Below are 15,809 nucleotides of genomic sequence, written 5' to 3'. Positions count from 1 at the left end.
CCCCCGTTTGTCCGCTCGTGTCGAGCGAAGGCGAGACACTCATCGGCATAGAGCAAGGCGGAGGGGCATCTCGATCTCGCGCGATGCGTATGAAGCGCGGCGCTCACGAACGCTCCTCGATCCGTCCGTCGTGCATCACCACGACCCGGTCGCAATGCTCGGCCAGTTCGGGATCATGGGTGATGATCAGCAGGGTCGCACCCAGCGCGGCGCGGCGCGCGAAAATCAGTTCGATAATCGCATGGCCCGTCGCCGTGTCGAGATTGCCCGTCGGTTCATCGGCAAAGATGATCGCGGGTTCGCTCGCCATTGCCCGCGCAATGGCGACGCGCTGCTGCTCGCCGCCGGACAATTGCGCCGGATAATGGCCCAGCCGATGGCCGAGCCCGACGGCTTCGAGTTCGGCGGCGGCGCGGTCAAAAGGGTTGGCGATACCCGCCAGCTCCAGCGGCACCGCGACATTTTCGAGCGCGGTCATGGTCGGCAGCAGGTGAAAGGCTTGCAGCACGATGCCGATCCGCCCGCGCCGGGCGCGTGCCAGCGCATCCTCGTCCATGCGGGTGAAATCCAGCCCTGCAACGCGAATATTGCCCCCATTGGCGCGCTCCAGCCCCGCGAGCACCGCCATCAAAGAGCTTTTGCCCGATCCCGAGGGGCCGAGCAGCGCGACCGAGCTGCCTGCTGCGACTTCCAGATCGACGCCGCGTAAAATTTCGACGGGGGCCTTGTCGGTCCCCAGCGTCAACGTCACATTATGGGCGGCAATCGCCGGATCGGGCGACGGTCGGGAGGCATTGGTCAAGAAGGGACCCTTTGGATAATGAGAAAAGCCGGCTGGCGTAATTTCGCCCTATATGGATTTCTGATCGCGATTTGCCAACCGCTTGCCGGGTGCGGCTCTGCCGACGCGCCTTCGGGATCGACCAACGACCGGGCGGCATCGGCAGCGTCCGAGGCGCAGGTGGCGGAGGATGCGCCGCTCGTCATCGCCTTTGGCGACAGCCTCTATGCGGGTTATCGCCTGGGACCGAAGGAGGGGCTTGCGCCCCGGCTTCAGGCCGCTTTGCGCGCCGATGGGATAGAGGCGCGGGTGCAAAATGCCGGGGTTTCGGGCGATACCACCGCAGCGGGACGGCAGCGCCTGTCCTTCGTGCTCGACAATGCCAAGGCAAAACCTGCGCTCGTTCTCCTGGGACTGGGTGGCAATGACATGTTGCGCGGTATCGGTCCCGATGAAACCCGGGCCAATCTCGACGCCATGCTGGCCGAGCTTCAGCGCCGCGACATTCCCGTGCTGCTCACCGGCATGATGGCCGCGCCCAATTTGGGCAGTGATTATGTACAGGAATTCAACGCCATCTACCCCGAGCTCGCCGCCAAATATAATGCCTCTTTCTATCCCTTCATCCTCAATGATGTGGTGGGGCAAAAGGATCTGATGCTGGCCGACAATCTCCACCCCAATGCCAAGGGGGTAGCGCTGGTGGCGGAGGCGCTGGCACCACTTGTCGAACAGGCGTTGCCGGGCGCCGAATAAGGCCGATTTCAGTCGAGCAGCTTTTCGGCGCGCGCACGCCAGTTTCCGGCGAGACCTTCCATCGCAGCGAGCGCGCGCAGCGCCTCCGGCTCGAGCTTGCCCGTGCCGCCGATCAGCAGCATGAAGACGCGCTCGACGCTCCATTCGGGTTGTGGGCGCTCGATGAGTTCCAGCCGGTCGCCGGGCGCGACCATACCTTCTTCCAGCACGCGATAATACCAGCCGCTGCGTCGGCTTTTTACCACCATAGCCGGGACGCTTGCGATGCCGAAGCGGTAGCCGAGTTTCCAGCATGGCTGGCGTCCCTGGCTGATTTCCACGAGCGCGCTCCCCAGCCGATAGCGGTCGCCGATACAGGCGGCACTTTCGGTCAGCCCGTGAGTGGAGATATTTTCGCCAAAAGCGCCAGCTTCGGCAAGCAGAGGGTGGGTGCCCAGCGTTTCGACCCAAAAGGGATAATGGTCGCGCGGATAATGGTGGATCGCCTTGTCAGGGCCGCCGTGGACCGACAGGTCACCCTGTTCATCGCCGTCGAGACCCAGAAAGCCGACCCTGCACGGCGCGTCGGTTGGGCTTTTGGCAATGGCGCTTTTCTCGCCCTTTGTCCCGAAAATCTGCGCTTTCCCGGTGAGAATGGCGTCGATGGGAAAGGTCATGCTGAGGAGCTCCGGGGTCGAAAGAGGAGGAAGGGCGTCGTCGGCGGGACCTTTGCTTGCGGGCGAAGGAAAGGCAAGGAGGGGAGGGAAAGGAGAAAAGGCGCGGAAGTTGGCGAAAATGCTGCGGAACGTTAAGCGGGGATGGAAGCTAAACTTTGATATTATCAATTCATGTCAAATATTTAGCGGATTTCCGGCGATTTTTCCGGCGGGAATGTCGGAGGGAAGCTTTTAGGGGCCGTCCGGGGCAGTTGCAGGGAACAAAAGAAAAGGGGCGGCCGCTTGGACCGCCCCTTTCCCTTGATCGCTGTGCGGTCGATCAGAAGGCCATGCCGAGGCCGACTGCAACCGTGTCGAAGTCACCGAAATTGTTGATGAACTGGTGACGATATTCGACCTTGCCATAAAGATTCTGGCCGATCTTGTGCTCATAGCCAGCACCGACATAGGGATCATCGATGTCGCCGAAGGTGTAACCGGCGTTGACATAGGCCTTGCCAGCCGTGCCAACCTTGGCACCGGCGCGGCCACCAGCCGAGAATTGCACGTTCGCGCCGTCGACGAGCACCTTGTCGCCCGCGATTTCGGCGCCGACAAAGGTGTTGGTGCCGAGGTCATAATCATAACCACCAGCGATGCCGAGCGTGGCTTCGTCTGCGCCATTGCCCCAGATATAGCCGCCGCGCACTTCGACGCGGGCTTCACCGCCGTCAGCGGCGAGAGCGGGGGTGGCAACAACGGCCGAGAGGAGAGCGGCAGCAACTGCGAATTTTTTCATTTTCTTTTCCTTTTGCTTTCATTCGAACCCACGCCCTTTGGGTCGCGGATCGCCCCCTAGATGGCGTTTGCGGCTGTCGCTTCAATGAACGGATCGTACAGAATATGACAATTTCCTTACCTGTGTTGTTTTTGCAACACGGAGGGGCGTTGACAGCGGAAAGGGGCGGTTCCCTGCAGAGGCGGTGCTTGTGGCCTTTGGCCAATAGGCTGGTGTGCCCCGGCGAAGACCGGGCGGCGGAGAGGTTGGTGCTTTCCGTCCCTGGGCCCCGGCTTTCGCCGGGGTACACAACTCTGCCCGGCTATCGGGAGTGCAAGGGTGATGGCTGGAGATTGCTTCGCCCGGCTTTGCCGGCTCGCAATGACGTTCGGGGAATAAGGCGGGATTAAATATTAATCGCGCGCTTATCCGAGCGCCGCCTGTTTCTCCGCTGCGATGCGGTCGAGTTCGGCGCGGCTGGGTTTGGTCGAGGCGCTTTTGAGCTGGCCGCAGGCAGCCATGATGTCGCGCCCGCGCGGGGTGCGGATCGGCGCCGAAATGCCCGCTTCGAAAATGATATTGCTGAAGGCGCGCACCCGTTCGGGCGACGAGCATTCATAAAGCGCGCCAGGCCAGGGGTTGAAGGGGATAAGATTGACCTTGGCGGGCAGGCGATATTGCTTGATCAGCCGGACCAGCTCGCGGGCGTCCGCGTCGCTGTCATTCTTGTCCTTCAGCATCACATATTCAAAGGTGATGCGGCGGGCATTGTTCGCGCCGGGATAGGCGGCGCAGGCCTCGAGCAGTTCCTCTATGCCATATTTGCGGTTCAGAGGGACGATTTCGTCGCGAATTTCCTTGGTCACCGCATGGAGCGAGACGGCAAGATTGACGCCGATTTCCTCACCCGCGCGCGCCATCATCGGCACGACGCCGCTGGTGGACAGGGTGATGCGCCGTTTGGAAAGCGCAAGGCCGTCGCCGTCCATGACGATCTTGAGCGCGCCCTTCACTTCCTCGAAATTATAGAGCGGTTCACCCATGCCCATCATGACGATGTTGGTGAGCATGCGGCCATCGGCGGTATAATGACCCGCCTCATCATCCTCATCCTCCATATCGGCGTGCGAGGCCATCGTGCCCTTGGGCCATTCGCCCAGCGCATCGCGCGCGAGCAAGACCTGGCCGACAATTTCGCCCGCGGTCAGATTGCGGACAAGGCGCATCGTGCCGGTATGGCAAAAGCGGCAGTTGAGCGTGCAGCCGACCTGGCTTGAGACGCACAAGGTTCCCCGATCGGCGTCGGGGATGAAGACCATTTCATATTCCTGGCCATCAGCGGCGGCGAGCAGCCATTTGCGCGTGCCATCGTTCGACACCTGCGCCTCGCGCACTCTCGGGCGCCCGACGATGAAGCGCTCGGTCAGCCAGGGGCGCATCGTCTTGGCAATATCGGTCATCGCGTCGAATTCGGTCACGCCGCGATGATAGATCCAGTGCCAGATTTGTTTCGAGCGCAGCTTGGCCGCCTTGGCATCGAGCCCGGCTTCTTCGAGGCGCGCGCGAATTTCCTCGCGCGTCAGACCGACAAGGTCGATGCGGTTGCCCCCGCGCAGGGGCACGGTGCCGGTCGTAACCGGGTCAATATGGCCGGGGATCTGCATGATGGGCGGGCATATAGGGTGGAAGCGGCCCAAGCGCAATTGCGCGCGTGCCGCCTCCGTGCTTGGGCCAATCAGGCGACCAAGGGGTCAGGCGCCGTGATATTCGCCCAGCGCATCCTCAAATTCATCCAGCGAACCAACATGTTCCTTGGGCGGCTGGCCCGGCGCCTGCGGGAAAATCGCGTCGATCCGGTGCCGCAGCGTCGTATCGAAATCCTGCTGATTGGAAATGCGGGCGTTGGATACGGTGAGTTCGGTGCGAATGGCGTTCTTGATTCGCTCCAGCCCTTCGGGCTTGAGCACGCCCGCGTTGAGCAGTTCCTCGCAAAGCTGGATCAGGCCGACGGTGGTGGCATGGGCACGAAGCCCGATGAAATCGAGCGTGCGGTGCCGTTCGCGGGCGTCGGCGTCGCAGCGAGTGACAGCGTTCATATGCAATTCCTCTCCTAACACCCCCTTGGCGGCCTCTGCCGGGCCAGATTCAAGGGGCAGGAGGATCATGCGCCACCCGCCGCGCGGGGGCAAGTATGGAATTGCAACCTATTGTCGGCCGCGCCGGGACAGAAGCCCCTTGCGCGCTATTTTGCGGCGGGGGCTTAAGGCGTCCTGCCCCTTAGTCGCGCGCCGTCACGCGTACGGGGGAGGCACGGCGGACGGCGGCAATGATGGGTGCAGCCTGCGCGCGGGCACGCTGGGCTGCGTCGCGGCGGCAGGCGCGCACCGCATTTTTGCCCTTGAGGTCATAGTCGGGCGCATCGCCGCACAGGCTGCGCGCGGTGCGGGCGATGCGCCGGTCCAACTTGCGGACATGCTGGTCCTTTCGCAGGTCGAGGTCGGCATAGCTTACCGCCTGCCGTTCGGTTGCGGGTTCAACCTGCGCGAACGCCGGCAAGGCGGCAGCGCTGATGAAAAGGAAGGGGAGGAGCGACAGCTTTTGCATCTTTATCTCCATCGGCCGGTTCGCAAGGGATCAGGAGGGGAGGAGAAGAACCGACCCTTTCGAGATAGGGGCTTGTCGCCTGCACCGGGAGCAACGATGATGGCTGCCCATTCTGCAAAAATGCAGAATGCCGGCGGCGGCGGGAATCGGGCACAACAGCCTATGTTCGACTGGAATGACCTCAAATATTTTATCGCCGTTGCCGAAACGGGGAGCACGCTGGCGGCGGCGCGGCAGTTGCGCGTCAGCCAGACGACGGTGGCGCGCCGGGTCGCCGCGCTGGAGCGGGAGGTGGGGCTGCACCTTTTCGAGCGGCGTTCGGCTGGCTATGCGCTGACTCCGCCGGGGCAGGCGATGCTCGCAAATGCGTTGGGAGTGCGCGATGCGGCGGCGCGCTTTGAACAATTGGCGCGGGCGGAATCGCGCGATGCGGGCGGGGTGGTCAGCGTGACCGCGATGGAGATTTTCGCGCTCACCGTGCTGCCGGCGATCCTGCGCGACCTGCGTACCGCGCATCCCGGCATCCAGATACGGCTCGATACATCGGACGAACTGCGCGAGCTGGGGGCGGGCGCGGCCGACATCGCCATTCGCTGCAGCAAGCGGCCGGCTGGCGCCGGGCTGGTCGGGCGGCGTATCGCCGACAGCGGCTGGACCCTCTATTGCAGCCGCGACTATGCAGCGCTTCACGGCATTCCGAACAACCGCGAACAGCTGGCCCGCCACCCCTTCATCGGCGGCGGCGGCGCGCTGTGGGAGCCTTATCAGGCGTGGCTGCGCCAATATCGGCTCGAGGAGTCGGTGGTGATGCAATATGATTCGGTTGCGGGGCTGCTCGCCGGGGTGCGCGCGGGCATGGGGCTGACCATTCTTCCCGCCTTTCTGGCCGACCGCGAGGAGGATCTGGTTCGCTGCCTGCCGCCGCGAAACGACGATATTACGGGCGTTTGGCTGCTGACGCACGAGCGGGTGCGGCATGTGCCGCGCGTCCGGCTTGTGCTCGATTTTCTTGCGCGCGAACTGACGCGCATCGCCCGCAGCTGAACGACCGGCCTATCAGCGCAAACGCGCGCAGCCGAGGGCGGCGGCGTCGATCGCGGTGGCGGCGCCGCGCAGGCGATAGGTGTCGGCGATGGCGCCGCCCTCGGCCCCGCGCCCCTCGATGCTCATGCTGGGGGCCGAGCGCATGGCGGCGATGATGGCGGCGTCCATCCGCTGATCGCGCGCCCAGCCGTGAACGCCCTGTCCGGTGAGGATGAAGCGGCGCGCGCCGATCGACAGGCGAAGCTCGCTGTCGGCGCGGCGCGGCTTGGACAGGCGCACATAAAATTGGCCGCGAATGCGCGCGCGGGGCCAGAAACCGATGCTGGCAAAGGCCTGTTCGCTGCGGCTGCCGATGGTGGCGGCGGGTTTGGAAAGGGCGTAGCAGCGCGGGGTTTCGGACTCGCGAAAGGCGCCCCAGCCGTCGAAGACCCCCAGCGCCGTCGGGGCGGCCGCCCGGAGCGCCGCGGGGGTGAGGGCGCTGGCGAGAAGGCCGAGGTACAGGAAAAGCGGGATGCGGCGCATCGCCCTTCGTTCGCGCGAAAGCCGCTGATTTGCAAGCATGGCTTGCGCGTCGCGGCGGGTGCGTTAAGGAAGGTGGACATTTTTCGGGGCAGGGAATCGGGGCGCGTCCTGCGCTCAAGGTGTCGGCTCCGTCCAGGGACTATTCCCGCACGAACATTTAGGATGGCGGAACAGAATGAAAGCGACGATCGAACGCGCAGTGCTTTTGAAGAGCCTCAGCCACGTCCAGTCGGTGGTGGAACGGCGCAACACGATTCCGATCCTGTCGAACGTGCTGATCGAGGCCGATGGCGCGGGCAGCCTGAAGCTGATGGCGACCGACCTTGACCTGCAGGTTGTCGAAACCGTCGCGGCCAAGGTGGAAACGCCGGGCACCATCACCGTTTCGGCGCATACCTTATTCGAAATCGCCCGCAAGCTGCCTGAAGGCGCCGAGGTCAGCCTGACCGCCGCCGAGGGCAAGATGCAGGTGAAGGCCGGGCGGTCGAACTTTAACCTGCCCACCTTGCCGCGCGACGATTTCCCGGTGATCGCCGAGGGCGACCTGCCGACCATTTTCGAACTGCCGGTTGCCGAGTTGATCCAGATTATCGACAAGACGCGCTTTGCGATTTCGACCGAAGAGACGCGCTATTATCTCAACGGCATTTTCTTCCATGTCGCCGAAGATGCGACGGGACCGGTGCTGAAGGCGGCGGCGACCGATGGGCACCGGCTGGCGCGCTATACCGTTACGCGGCCCGACGGCGCGAACGACATGCCCGACGTGATCGTGCCGCGCAAATGCGTCGCCGAAATCCGCAAGCTGCTCGACGAGGCCGAAGGCAATGTTGAAATCAGCCTGTCGGCGAGCAAGATCCGCTTTCAGCTTGGCAATGCCGTGCTGACGTCGAAGCTGATCGACGGCACTTTCCCTGATTATAGCCGCGTCATTCCGACCGCGAATGACAAGCTGCTGAAAGTCGATCCCAAAAGCCTGTTCCAGGGCGTCGATCGCGTGTCGACGATCGCCAGCGAAAAGACCCGCGCGGTCAAGGTCGGGCTCGACAAGGATCGCATCACGCTGAGCGTCACCAGCCCCGAAAATGGCACGGCGGCCGAGGAACTCGCCGCTGGCTATGACAGTGAGGCGATGGAGATCGGCTTTAATGCGCGCTACCTCAGCGATATATTGGGGCAGATCGACAGCGATCAGGTCGAACTGCATCTGGCCGATGCCAATGCCCCGACGCTGATCCGCGAAAGCGAGAAGAGCCCGGCGCTCTATGTACTGATGCCGATGCGGGTTTAGGACCCGCACCACTCACCGTCATTGCGAGCCCGGCGAAAGCCGGGGGAAGCAATCCCAGCCACCGTTCGCACCGTTCGCTGTGCGGCAATAGCTGGAGATTGCCGCGTCGCTCCGGATCAGGTCCGGGGCTCCCCGCAATGACGAGGATGGGGCTGGATTGCCCCGCCTGTGCGGGGGCGACGCTTTTTAGTCGGCCTTCGCCACGCGCCAGATGACACCGCCGGTGTCGTCGGCGACCAGCGCACTGCCATCCTTTGCCACCTGAACATCGGCGGGGCGGCCGCGGGTGGTCTTGCCATCGGGCGCGAGGAACTGGTCGAGGAAGGTGATGGGCAGCGCGTCGAGCGGTTTGCTATTGGCGCCGAATTTCACGAACACCACATCATAGCCCGCGACGGGCTCGCGGTTCCACGAGCCATGGCGGGCGATCAGCGCGCCATTTGACCAGCGGTCGCCAAGGTCCAGCCCCTGGGTGAAGGTGAAGCCGAGCGGCGCGGTATGCGCGCCCAGCCCATATTCGGGGCGCTTGACATATTGGCGGCGGTCTTCCGTATCGGGCGGGACGCGGTGGTCGATGAAGCCGCCCCAATAATACCAGGGCCAGCCATAGAAATCGCCTTCGGTCACATCGGTGAGATAATCGGGGACAAGATCGCTGCCGAGCATGTCGCGTTCGTTCACCACGGTCCAGAGCCGTCCGCCCGTGGGGTGGAAGGCGAGGCCGACGGGGTTGCGCAGTCCGGCGGTGAAGGTGCGGACATAGCCGCTGTCGGGGCGCACCTCGAGCACCGCGGCGCGGCGAAATTCGGCGCGCATGCCATTTTCGGCGATATTGCTGTCGGCGCCGACACCGACATAAAGCCAGCCATTGGGGGCGGCCGCGAGGCTCTTGGTCCAGTGGCGGTTGGTTGCGGCGGCGGGAAGGTCGGCGACCTTCTTTGCCTTGCCGGTCATTTTCGTTTCGCCCGCGACATAGGGAAAGGCGAGGAGCGCGTCGGTATTGGCGACATAAAGCGTGTCACCGACCAGCGCCATGCCATAAGGCGAGTTGAGCCCGGTGATATAGGAGCTTTTGACGTCCGCCTTGCCATCGCCGTCAGTGTCGCGCAGCAAGGTGATGCGGTTGGCCGAGGTGCCGCCCGCGCCAGCCTTGCCCATCAATTTCTTCATCACCCAGCCTTCGATGCCGCTGTCGCCGCGCGGCGGGCTTTGCGCCTCGGCAGCGAGGACATCGCCATTGGGGAGCACGAGGATAGTGCGCGGATGGTCGAGCCCGGCGGCAAAGGGCGCGACGCTGAGGCCTTCGGGCGCGCGCGGGGTGGTGCCCGCGGGCCAGCTTGTCGCCTCTGGCACATTGATCGTCGGGAAGGTTTCGACCTTTTGCGAGGCCATCACCGGCACCCGTCCGCTGAGTTCGGCGGTCGAGAAACGCGCCACATCGGGCCGCGCCATCATATAGAGGGTGACGCCCCCGATGATGACGAGCAGCAACAGGGCGAGGGCGGCATATTTCAATATCTTGCGCATGGCCCCTTGCTTACACCGCTGCGGCGCGGCGGCAAAGGGGCGAATAGAGCGGCAGATGGCTTGCCGGGAAATTATGCTTACCCTTTTGTTCATCACATTTGGGAACGGCGCGGTGAGGGGGGAGGGTTATTGGCGGCAAACCACCGATTGTCTGAGGATCCCATGCAGCTATCCGCGCCTTTTCTCGCCGACCGGGACGCTATCGCCGATGCGACGGCTTTGATCGCGCAGCATGGCGAAGAAGCGGGTTTCGCCGCAGCGGCGCGCGCCGAACAATATCGGGCGCGCGGCAATCACATTTTCTTTGCGCGCTGGCGCCAGATCGAGCGGCTGATCACCTATCTGGCCGCCGAGGATGTGCACGGGACGGTGCATTAGGGCTTTGGCGGAGCACCCAGCTTTCTAACGCAACGATGACGGGCGCTTAGGGGAAAGAAATCCTACAGCCGCAGACCCGCTGTTTCGTCCAGTCCCGCCATGATGTTCAGATTTTGCACGCAGGCGCCGCTCGCGCCCTTGCCCAGATTGTCGAGCCGCGCGGCAAGGCGCGCTTGGCTGCCATCGGCATTGGCAAATACGAACAGGGTCAGCCGGTCATCGCCCGCATCGGATACGCGCAGCAGCAATTCGCCGCTGTCGGGCGTTTCGCCAATCTCGACCAGCGGGCTGCCTTCATAATGAGCGGCCAAGGCGCTGCGCATCGCATCGGCCGTGGCAGCGCCGGTCATGGCGGCCAAGGGTAGCGGAATTTCGACGATCATGCCGCGATGCGCGGGGATGACCGCAGGCGCGAAAAGCGGTGGCAGCGACAGGCCGCAGCGTTCCTGCATTTCCGGCACATGCTTATGCCCCAAGCCGAGTGCGTAGCCGCGCCAGGCAATGTCGCCGTCGGTTTCGAACCGTTCGATCAGCGCCTTGCCGCCGCCCGAATAGCCGCTGACGGCGTGACAGATATAGGGCCAGTCGGCAGGAAGCAGACCCTGGCTGACCAGCGGCGCGAGCAGGGCGATGAAGCCCGTTGAATAACAGCCGGGGTTCGACACCCGCATCGCGGCGGCGACCTTGTCGTGGCCGCTGACTTCGGGAAGGCCATAGACCCAGCCGGGGGCGACGCGGTGCGCGGTCGATGCGTCGATGACACGGGTGCGGTCATTGTCGATCATCGCCACCGCCTCGCGCGCAGCATCGTCGGGCAGGCAGAGGATGACGAAGTCGGCGGCGTTCAGCGCCTCGCGCCGCGCGGCGGCATCCTTGCGGCGCGCCTCGTCCAGCGTGATCAGCGAAAATTCGCTGCGCCCGGCAAGCCGTTCGGCAATTTCTAGGCCCGTCGTTCCCGCCGCGCCGTCGATGAAAATCTTGTGAGTCATGGATTTAACGCAATCTTTTATATCCGCTCACCGGCGGATCATGGCCTTCCGCAGCGGTGCGGGCGATAACGTCGGCGAGCGGCTCGCTCTTGACCTCCATCCATTTCTGGCTGGCATGGATCAGATGCGTTTCATCGCCCATGATGCCGACATGGCCGGGGAAGAAGATGAGGTCGCCGCGTGCCAGATCGCCGGCCGCAACATCGCGATCCGAACCCAGGGCAGCAAGCTGAAGGTCGCTGTCGCGCGGAAGCTGAACCCCCGCCGATGCCCAGCAAAGCTGGACGAGGCCCGAACAATCAATGCCTTTCGCCGTGCGCCCGCCCCAGACATAGGGGGTGCCGATCAGCGCTTCGGCGATGGCGGCAGGATCATCCTCAACCGCGTCGGGCGCGGTCAGGGCTGCCAGCGGCAGAAAGCCATTGGGCGTTTCAAGCCACTCGCCCTGTGCTTCGCCCATCACCAGCGCGCCGCGCGGAAGCACCGCCGATCCGCCGCTCGCGGCGTCGGGGGCGCTGTGCAGAATGGCTTCGGGCGCGGCGACGCGATGCGTTGCCGCGATGGGGGCACCGAGCGCATCGACCGCGAGATAGCCGACATAGTGATCGGCGAGGCAATAGCCCCAGGCCCAGCCGCCCGAAATATCGAGCAAGGCAAAGCCTTCGCCGAACAGCAGTTCGCTTGTCTGTTCGGCATCGAGCGCCGGAGCCGCGCGCAGCGGGGCCGAAGGCAGGATGGCGCTGCGCATCATCGGAGCCGCATAATGGGGAGCGAAATGAACGCCCGCGACGTCCACATCGGCGAGGTCCGGGCGGATCGCGACGACGCGCGGGTCATAGGCCTGCGACGTGCCGGTCAGTCCGAAACGTCCGCGCCCTTGGCCTGCGACGCCGGGGCGCCCCATACGAACCGGTGCAGCCGTTGAATTATGGAGCTTTTCCCCTGTCACTTTTTGTCCTGTAAAATCGGATAAGCCGCAAAAAGCGGATAATCGCGCGGCATTAGACCAGCGGATGGCGGTTGATCAAGCGGCTTCGCCCGGTCGCGCGCGGCGGTCATAGCGCTGTTGCAGCATCGCCCAGGCCGCGCGCAGCCCCAGCGCTGCCCCGCCCTTGGGGCGGCCGGGCCGGGCCGAAGGGCGCCAGGCGAAGGTGTCGAAATGCGCCCAGACGCTGTCCTTGGGGACAAAGCGCTTGAGGAAAAGCGCGGCGGTGATGGAGCCGGCAAAGGCCGAACTGCCTGCATTGCCCAGGTCGGCGATGTCGGTTTCCAGCAGGTCGGCATAGCCATCCCACAGCGGCATGCGCCACACAGGATCGTCGCGATGCTCGCCCCCCGCGATCAGATCGGCGGCGAGCGCATCGTCATTGGCGAACATGGCGGGAAGGTCGGGGCCGAGCGCCACGCGCGCCGCGCCGGTCAAGGTTGCAAAATCGACGATCAGCTCGGGCTTTTCCTCGCCCGCGCGGGCGAGGGCATCGCCTAGCACCAGCCGCCCTTCGGCGTCGGTATTGCCGATCTCGACGGTCAGGCCGAGGCGGCTTTTGAGCACATCGCCGGGGCGAAAGGCATCGGCGGAAATGGCATTTTCCACCGCGCCGACCAGACAATGCAAACGGACGGGAAGGCCGCTGGCCATGACCAGTTCGGCGAGGGCAAGGATATGAGCGGCGCCGCCCATATCCTTCTTCATCAGCCGCATGCCTGCCGCAGGCTTGATGTCGAGGCCGCCGCTGTCAAAGCAGACGCCCTTTCCAACGAGCGCGATGCGCGGATGTTCTTGCTTGCCCCAGCTGATCTCGATCAAGCGGGGGGCGTGATGTTTGGCGGCGGCGCGGCCAACCGCGTGGATCATCGGATAGCCTTGCTCCAGCGCCTCGCCCTTCGTTACTGTGAGCTGGCCGCCATACGCCTTGGCAATCCGCTCCGCCTCGCGCTCAAGCGCGGCCGGGCCCATATCGGCGGCGGGGGTGTTGACCAGATCGCGGACTAGGGCCGTCGCGCGCGCTTCGGCGACCGCGGGGGCGATGCTCGCGACATCTTCGGTGAGCAGCACGCGGGCGCCGCGCGGCTCCGCCTTGCTGCGATAGCTGTCAAAGCGATATTGCGCGGTCATCCAGCCGAAAATCGCCTTGCCCGGCTGGCGCCCCTCCACCCGGTAGCGCCCTTCGGGCAGTTTTTCGGCCAGCTTGGCGAGGCACCAGGCCGACAGGCTGTCGACATTGGCGACGCTGGTTACCACCGACCAGCTTTCCGCCACATCGCCGGGCAGAATCGCATGGGCATAGGGGGCGGGCTTGAAATCCGCTGCCTCCAGCGCCGCGCGTTCGCGGGGGCTGCGCGTTTTGAGCCAGGCTTCAAAGCCCTGCTTATCGACGAGATGGATGGTGCGGGCGTCCTGTCCCTGGTCGGGCTGGATCAGATCGGAATAATCGAACATGTAAATGTGCTAAGCCCATTGGGATATTTTGTCGATTCCCGGAGTTGCACGAAGATGATGACTATTTCTTCTCATAAGATGAGCCTGTTTCTGGTTCCGCTTGCGATAAGCGTAAGCGCTTGCTCGGCGGGAAGCGAAGCCGAAACACCCCCCGCAACCAAGGCGAATGTTCGTCCCGTGCCCGGCGCACCTCCCGCCGTTCCGGCCGAAGTTCCTGCGCAGGAGGCGCGCGCGTCGGAAGTGAAAGAGGAAAATGACCTTATCCATTTCGCCTATAGCTATCCGCGCGAAGCGGCGGCGATCCCCAAGCTGGCGGCATGGCTCGACGCAGACCGCGAGGCGAAGCGCGAGGCGCTGATCAATGATTCCCGCCGCGACAAGGCCAGCGCCGAACAGGGCGGCTATCCCTATCGCGCGCACAGCCATTTGCAGACGTGGAAGCTGGTCACCAGCACGCCGCGCTTCGTCAGCCTGTCGAGCGAGATCGGCACCTATACCGGCGGTGCGCACGGGATGCAGAGTTTCGACACGTTGATCTGGGATCGCAATCGGGCCATGCAGATCAAACCGCTGGACATGTTTACCAGCGCTTCGGCCTTTGATGCCGCCATTCGCGACAAATTCTGTGCGGGGATAGAGCGCGCGAAAGCGACCATAGGGGTGGAGCCGACCCGCGATGCCGACAGCCCCTTTGCCAAATGCCCCCCGGCTTCGGCCCAGACGGTGTGGATCGGATCGTCCGATGGCAAATATCTCGACCGGCTGACCATCGCCATCGCCCCCTATGAAGTCGGCCCCTATGCCGAGGGCAGCTATCTGGTGAACATTCCCATGACCGGCGCGTTGGTGAAGGCAGTGAAGCCCGAATATGCTCGGGAGTTCCTGCCGATCAACTGACGCAGCTATGGGAGATAATGATGGCGAAGACGCCCAAAGCCGGGAAAGTGGGAGAAACGCCGAAGGAGAAGAAGGGCAAGAAACAGGCCGCGAAAAAGCTGAAGCAGGAGGTGGGAAAGAGCGACAGCATCGCGCATCCGCCCGCTGATCGTGAAGCCGACATGCAGCGCGAACCGCGCTGGGAGCCGCGCTATCCGGGGTCGGGGCGGCTGGAGGGCAAGGTTGCCATCGTCACTGGCGGCGACAGCGGCATCGGTCGCGCCGTCTGTGCGCTGTTCGCGCGCGAGGGCGCTGATATTGCCATCGTCTATCATGAAAATCGCGAGGACGCCGAAACGACGGCGGATATTGTTGCCGACGAAGGGCAGCGCGCGATCACGATCAAGGCCGATGTCGGCAAGGTTGACGCGAGCGAAAAGAGTGTCGCCAAGACGATAGAGGCCTTTGGCCGAATCGACATATTGATCAATAATGCCGGGGAGCAGCATCCCGCCGCCGATATTCGCGATATCAGTGCTGACCAGCTACAGCGTACTTTTGCCACCAATATTTTCGGGATGTTTTATCTGGTGCAGGCGGCGCTGCCGCATCTGGGCAAGGGGGCGGCGATCGTCAATTGCACCAGCGTCACCATGTATAAGGGATCAGGCGGGCTGCTCGATTATAGTGCGACCAAGGGGGCGATTACCGCCTTCACCCGCTCACTCAGTGAAAATCTGGTGGAGAAGGGGATTCGCGTCAATGGCGTGGCGCCGGGGCCGATCTGGACCCCGCTCAACCCGCGCGGCGGCGCCCCGGCGGAGAAGGTCGAGCATTTCGGCGAAAGCACCCCGATGAAACGCCCCGGCGAGCCCAATGAGGTGGCGCCTGCCTTTCTGTTCCTCGCCTGCGACGACAGCAGCTATATGTCGGGCCAGGTGTTGCATCCCAATGGCGGGATGATCGTTAACGGATAGCGGGGGGCGGGCACGCAGGAGACAAACCATGCCAGCCAAGTCCAAGGCGCAGCAAAAGGCGGCCGGGGCCGCACTCAGCGCCAAGCGCGGCGAGACGCCCAAGTCCAAGCTTCAGGGCGCATCGCGCGAAATGTATGAGAGTATGAGCGAAAGCGAACTCGAGGATTTCGCCTCGGGCTCGCGCAAGGGCAAGCCCGAGCATGTCGACTGA

General features: G+C 63.9%; 18 protein-coding genes. 7 read left to right on the top strand and 11 right to left on the bottom strand.

Annotated features, from left to right (window positions below; all coding sequences use genetic code 11):
- Positions 1-103: 103 nt before the first annotated feature.
- Positions 104-802, bottom strand: a complete 699-nt coding sequence (locus JV18_RS0105730) for an ABC transporter ATP-binding protein (RefSeq protein ID WP_033073765.1) — start codon at positions 800-802, stop codon at positions 104-106.
- A gap of 18 nt (positions 803-820) precedes the next feature.
- Here JV18_RS0105730 and JV18_RS0105725 point away from each other — a divergent pair, with 18 nt between their 5' ends.
- Positions 821-1,537, top strand: coding sequence for an arylesterase (locus JV18_RS0105725; RefSeq protein ID WP_033073764.1), 717 nt, complete (start codon positions 821-823; stop codon positions 1,535-1,537).
- 8 nt (positions 1,538-1,545) lie between these two features.
- On the opposite strand, the gene JV18_RS0105720 is transcribed toward JV18_RS0105725, so the two are convergent.
- The 5 genes from JV18_RS0105720 to JV18_RS0105700 form a co-directional block, all read right to left on the bottom strand.
- Positions 1,546-2,193, bottom strand: coding sequence for an MOSC domain-containing protein (locus tag JV18_RS0105720; protein ID WP_033074996.1), 648 nt, complete (start codon positions 2,191-2,193; stop codon positions 1,546-1,548).
- Positions 2,194-2,512: 319 nt separating this feature from the next.
- Complete coding sequence (locus JV18_RS0105715) at positions 2,513-2,971, bottom strand: outer membrane beta-barrel protein (RefSeq protein WP_033073763.1); 459 nt, start codon at positions 2,969-2,971, stop codon at positions 2,513-2,515.
- 404 nt (positions 2,972-3,375) lie between these two features.
- Positions 3,376-4,614, bottom strand: a complete 1,239-nt coding sequence (gene rlmN, locus JV18_RS0105710) for a 23S rRNA (adenine(2503)-C(2))-methyltransferase RlmN (RefSeq protein WP_033074995.1) — start codon at positions 4,612-4,614, stop codon at positions 3,376-3,378.
- Positions 4,615-4,701: 87 nt separating this feature from the next.
- Complete coding sequence (locus JV18_RS14610) at positions 4,702-5,046, bottom strand: hypothetical protein (protein WP_144243868.1); 345 nt, start codon at positions 5,044-5,046, stop codon at positions 4,702-4,704.
- A 181-nt stretch (positions 5,047-5,227) separates the two neighbouring features.
- Positions 5,228-5,554 carry a UrcA family protein gene (locus JV18_RS0105700; RefSeq protein ID WP_033073762.1) on the bottom strand — a complete coding sequence of 109 codons (327 nt, stop codon included), beginning with the start codon at positions 5,552-5,554 and terminating at the stop codon, positions 5,228-5,230.
- A gap of 162 nt (positions 5,555-5,716) precedes the next feature.
- On the opposite strand from JV18_RS0105700, the gene JV18_RS0105695 reads away from it, so the two are divergent.
- Positions 5,717-6,598, top strand: a complete 882-nt coding sequence (locus JV18_RS0105695; protein WP_033074993.1) for a LysR family transcriptional regulator — start codon at positions 5,717-5,719, stop codon at positions 6,596-6,598.
- A 12-nt stretch (positions 6,599-6,610) separates the two neighbouring features.
- On the opposite strand, the gene JV18_RS0105690 is transcribed toward JV18_RS0105695, so the two are convergent.
- A complete protein-coding gene (locus tag JV18_RS0105690) occupies positions 6,611-7,120 on the bottom strand; it encodes a hypothetical protein (RefSeq protein WP_033073761.1) in 510 nt (169 codons plus the stop codon).
- A 175-nt stretch (positions 7,121-7,295) separates the two neighbouring features.
- Here JV18_RS0105690 and dnaN point away from each other — a divergent pair, with 175 nt between their 5' ends.
- Positions 7,296-8,411 (top strand): DNA polymerase III subunit beta, encoded by a 1,116-nt coding sequence (gene dnaN / locus JV18_RS0105685; protein WP_033073760.1) that lies wholly within the window; start codon positions 7,296-7,298, stop codon positions 8,409-8,411.
- A gap of 186 nt (positions 8,412-8,597) precedes the next feature.
- On the opposite strand, the gene JV18_RS0105680 is transcribed toward dnaN, so the two are convergent.
- Positions 8,598-9,938, bottom strand: coding sequence for a PQQ-dependent sugar dehydrogenase (locus JV18_RS0105680; RefSeq protein ID WP_033073759.1), 1,341 nt, complete (start codon positions 9,936-9,938; stop codon positions 8,598-8,600).
- Positions 9,939-10,100: 162 nt separating this feature from the next.
- Between JV18_RS0105680 and JV18_RS0105675 the strand changes: the two genes are divergently transcribed.
- Positions 10,101-10,316, top strand: a complete 216-nt coding sequence (locus JV18_RS0105675; protein ID WP_033073758.1) for a hypothetical protein — start codon at positions 10,101-10,103, stop codon at positions 10,314-10,316.
- 62 nt (positions 10,317-10,378) lie between these two features.
- Here the strand turns inward: JV18_RS0105675 and argC are convergent, their stop codons facing one another.
- From argC to JV18_RS0105660, 3 genes are all read right to left on the bottom strand, one after another.
- On the bottom strand, positions 10,379-11,305 hold the full coding sequence (argC, locus tag JV18_RS0105670) for an N-acetyl-gamma-glutamyl-phosphate reductase (protein ID WP_033073757.1): 927 nt from the start codon (positions 11,303-11,305) through the stop codon (positions 10,379-10,381).
- A 4-nt stretch (positions 11,306-11,309) separates the two neighbouring features.
- Positions 11,310-12,254, bottom strand: a complete 945-nt coding sequence (locus JV18_RS0105665) for a C40 family peptidase (protein ID WP_235302902.1) — start codon at positions 12,252-12,254, stop codon at positions 11,310-11,312.
- A 75-nt stretch (positions 12,255-12,329) separates the two neighbouring features.
- Positions 12,330-13,745 carry a leucyl aminopeptidase family protein gene (locus tag JV18_RS0105660; RefSeq protein WP_033073755.1) on the bottom strand — a complete coding sequence of 472 codons (1,416 nt, stop codon included), beginning with the start codon at positions 13,743-13,745 and terminating at the stop codon, positions 12,330-12,332.
- 78 nt (positions 13,746-13,823) lie between these two features.
- Here JV18_RS0105660 and JV18_RS0105655 point away from each other — a divergent pair, with 78 nt between their 5' ends.
- From JV18_RS0105655 to JV18_RS0105645, 3 genes are all read left to right on the top strand, one after another.
- Positions 13,824-14,642, top strand: coding sequence for a DUF4163 domain-containing protein (locus JV18_RS0105655; RefSeq protein ID WP_081944695.1), 819 nt, complete (start codon positions 13,824-13,826; stop codon positions 14,640-14,642).
- Positions 14,643-14,803: 161 nt separating this feature from the next.
- Positions 14,804-15,598 carry a glucose 1-dehydrogenase gene (locus tag JV18_RS0105650; RefSeq protein WP_052072080.1) on the top strand — a complete coding sequence of 265 codons (795 nt, stop codon included), beginning with the start codon at positions 14,804-14,806 and terminating at the stop codon, positions 15,596-15,598.
- Between the two features lie 28 nt (positions 15,599-15,626).
- On the top strand, positions 15,627-15,809 hold the full coding sequence (locus tag JV18_RS0105645) for a DUF3008 family protein (protein ID WP_033073754.1): 183 nt from the start codon (positions 15,627-15,629) through the stop codon (positions 15,807-15,809).

The organism is Sphingopyxis sp. MWB1, from assembly GCF_000763945.1.
GTDB lineage: Bacteria > Pseudomonadota > Alphaproteobacteria > Sphingomonadales > Sphingomonadaceae > Sphingopyxis.
This window is presented reverse-complemented; position numbering and strand designations above follow the sequence as displayed.

What these genes read in the sequence shown, in the direction of transcription:
- JV18_RS0105725 (WP_033073764.1), top strand. Translation starts at nt 821, where the DNA reads ATGAGAAAAGCCGGCTGGCGTAATTTCGCCCTATATGGATTTCTGATC.
- JV18_RS0105720 (WP_033074996.1), bottom strand. Translation starts at nt 2,193, where the DNA reads ATGACCTTTCCCATCGACGCCATTCTCACCGGGAAAGCGCAGATTTTC.
- JV18_RS0105715 (WP_033073763.1), bottom strand. Translation starts at nt 2,971, where the DNA reads ATGAAAAAATTCGCAGTTGCTGCCGCTCTCCTCTCGGCCGTTGTTGCC.
- rlmN (WP_033074995.1), bottom strand. Translation starts at nt 4,614, where the DNA reads ATGCAGATCCCCGGCCATATTGACCCGGTTACGACCGGCACCGTGCCC.
- JV18_RS14610 (WP_144243868.1), bottom strand. Translation starts at nt 5,046, where the DNA reads ATGAACGCTGTCACTCGCTGCGACGCCGACGCCCGCGAACGGCACCGC.
- JV18_RS0105700 (WP_033073762.1), bottom strand. Translation starts at nt 5,554, where the DNA reads ATGCAAAAGCTGTCGCTCCTCCCCTTCCTTTTCATCAGCGCTGCCGCC.
- JV18_RS0105695 (WP_033074993.1), top strand. Translation starts at nt 5,717, where the DNA reads ATGTTCGACTGGAATGACCTCAAATATTTTATCGCCGTTGCCGAAACG.
- JV18_RS0105690 (WP_033073761.1), bottom strand. Translation starts at nt 7,120, where the DNA reads ATGCGCCGCATCCCGCTTTTCCTGTACCTCGGCCTTCTCGCCAGCGCC.
- dnaN (WP_033073760.1), top strand. Translation starts at nt 7,296, where the DNA reads ATGAAAGCGACGATCGAACGCGCAGTGCTTTTGAAGAGCCTCAGCCAC.
- JV18_RS0105680 (WP_033073759.1), bottom strand. Translation starts at nt 9,938, where the DNA reads ATGCGCAAGATATTGAAATATGCCGCCCTCGCCCTGTTGCTGCTCGTC.
- JV18_RS0105675 (WP_033073758.1), top strand. Translation starts at nt 10,101, where the DNA reads ATGCAGCTATCCGCGCCTTTTCTCGCCGACCGGGACGCTATCGCCGAT.
- argC (WP_033073757.1), bottom strand. Translation starts at nt 11,305, where the DNA reads ATGACTCACAAGATTTTCATCGACGGCGCGGCGGGAACGACGGGCCTA.
- JV18_RS0105660 (WP_033073755.1), bottom strand. Translation starts at nt 13,745, where the DNA reads ATGTTCGATTATTCCGATCTGATCCAGCCCGACCAGGGACAGGACGCC.
- JV18_RS0105655 (WP_081944695.1), top strand. Translation starts at nt 13,824, where the DNA reads ATGAGCCTGTTTCTGGTTCCGCTTGCGATAAGCGTAAGCGCTTGCTCG.
- JV18_RS0105650 (WP_052072080.1), top strand. Translation starts at nt 14,804, where the DNA reads ATGCAGCGCGAACCGCGCTGGGAGCCGCGCTATCCGGGGTCGGGGCGG.
- JV18_RS0105645 (WP_033073754.1), top strand. Translation starts at nt 15,627, where the DNA reads ATGCCAGCCAAGTCCAAGGCGCAGCAAAAGGCGGCCGGGGCCGCACTC.